The organism is Deltaproteobacteria bacterium (assembly GCA_011773515.1).
Lineage (GTDB): Bacteria > Desulfobacterota > Deferrimicrobia > J040 > J040 > WVXK01.
On the sequence record WVXK01000098.1, the window covers coordinates 1 to 1,763 of the forward strand.

The 1,763-nt window shown below is 56.6% G+C and carries 1 rRNA gene; it reads right to left on the reverse strand.

Annotation, left to right across the window (positions count from 1 at the left end):
• A 23S ribosomal RNA gene (locus GTN70_10595) occupies positions 1–1,763 on the reverse strand; the annotation flags it as partial.

The following is a 1,763-nucleotide window of genomic DNA, read 5'->3' on the forward strand; positions in this document are numbered from 1 at the left end:
TTTTGTCCTGCTGCGGGTAACGCGCATCTTCACACCTATTTCAATTTCGCCGGGTCCCTCGTTGAGACAGTGCCCCAGTCGTTACGCCATTCGTGCGGGTCGGAACTTACCCGACAAGGAATTTCGCTACCTTAGGACCGTTATAGTTACGGCCGCCGTTCACCGGGGCTTCGGTTCAGAGCTGCCGCTGGCCGAAGCCAGCATGACCCTTCCCCTTAACCTTCCGGCACTGGGCAGGCGTCAGCCCCTATACATCAGCTTACGCTTTAGCAGAGACCTGTGGTTTTGGTAACCAGTCGGCAGGGCCATTTCACTGCGACCCCTTCGGGCTCGGTTGCGTTTAGCACCTCACCCTACCGGGGCACCCCTTCTCCCGAAGTTACGGGGTTATTTTGCCTAGTTCCTTAACGAGGGTTCTCCCGATCGCCTTGGTATACTCTACCCGTCTACCAGTGTCGGTTTGCGGTACGGGCACGTGGGTCTCGCTAGGGGCTTTTCTCGGCAGCATGGGCTCAGCCACTTGCGGCCCTATGGGCACCGCCTATCACCTCTCAGGATCCGGCAGCGGATTTGCCTACTGCCTTCATCTCCCTACAGGCTTGGCACCTGAATCCAATAACAGGCTGGCCTACCCTTCTGCGTCCCCCCATCGCTTCACACCCGAAGGTGAACGACCCGACGTGGTACGGGAATATTAACCCGTTGTCCATCGCCTACGCCTTTCGGCCTCGGCTTAGGCCCGACTAACCCTGGGCTGATTGACATTGCCCTAGGAAACCTTAGACTTACGGCGAACACGGTTCTCACGTGTTTTGCGCTACTCATGCCGGCATTCTCACTTCTGCATGCTCCACCAGTCCTCACGGTCTGGCTTCTACGCCCTGCAGAACGCTCCCCTACCGCCCTTCGACAAGATGTCGAAGGACCCGTAGCTTCGGTGCTAGGCTTGAGCCCCGTTACATTTTCGGCGCAGGATCGCTTGACCAGTGAGCTGTTACGCACTCTTTAAAGGATGGCTGCTTCTAGGCCAACCTCCTGGCTGTCCAGGCAATCCTACATCCTTTCCCACTTAGCCTAGACTTGAGGACCTTAGCTGACGGTCTGGGCTGTTTCCCTCTCGACCACGAAACTCATCTCCCGCAGTCCGACTCCCAAGCTCTGAAGTGACGGCATTCGGAGTTTGGTTTGGTTTGGTAAGCGATTAGCCCCCTAGCCAATCCAGTGCTCTACCTCCGCCACTAAACGCTTGAGGCTAGCCCTAAAGCTATTTCGGGGAGAACAAGCTATCTCCAGGTTCGTTTGGCATATCACCTCTACCCACAGCTCATCCCAAGCATTTGCAACTGCTAAAGGTTCGGGCCTCCACGAAGCGTTACCTTCGCTTCACCCTGGCCATGGGTAGCTCACCTGGTTTCGGGTCTAATCCCTGCGACTCCGGCCCCGAAGGGCCACGCCCTGTTCAGACTCGCTTTCGCTACGGCTCCGGCTGTCACTGCCTTAACCTGGCCACAGAGATTAACTCGCCGGCTCATTCTCCAAAAGGCACGCGGTCACACCTTCCGACAATCCCAACATCGTTGGGGTTTTCAGTCAGCATAGTGCTCCCACTGCTTGTAGGCATACGGTTTCAGGTTCTATTTCACTCCCCTAACAGGGGTTCTTTTCACCTTTCCCTCACGGTACTTGTACACTATCGGTCGCCAAGAGTATTTAGCCTTGGGAGGTGGACCTCCCTGCTTCCCACAGGATTAGCGTGCCCCGTG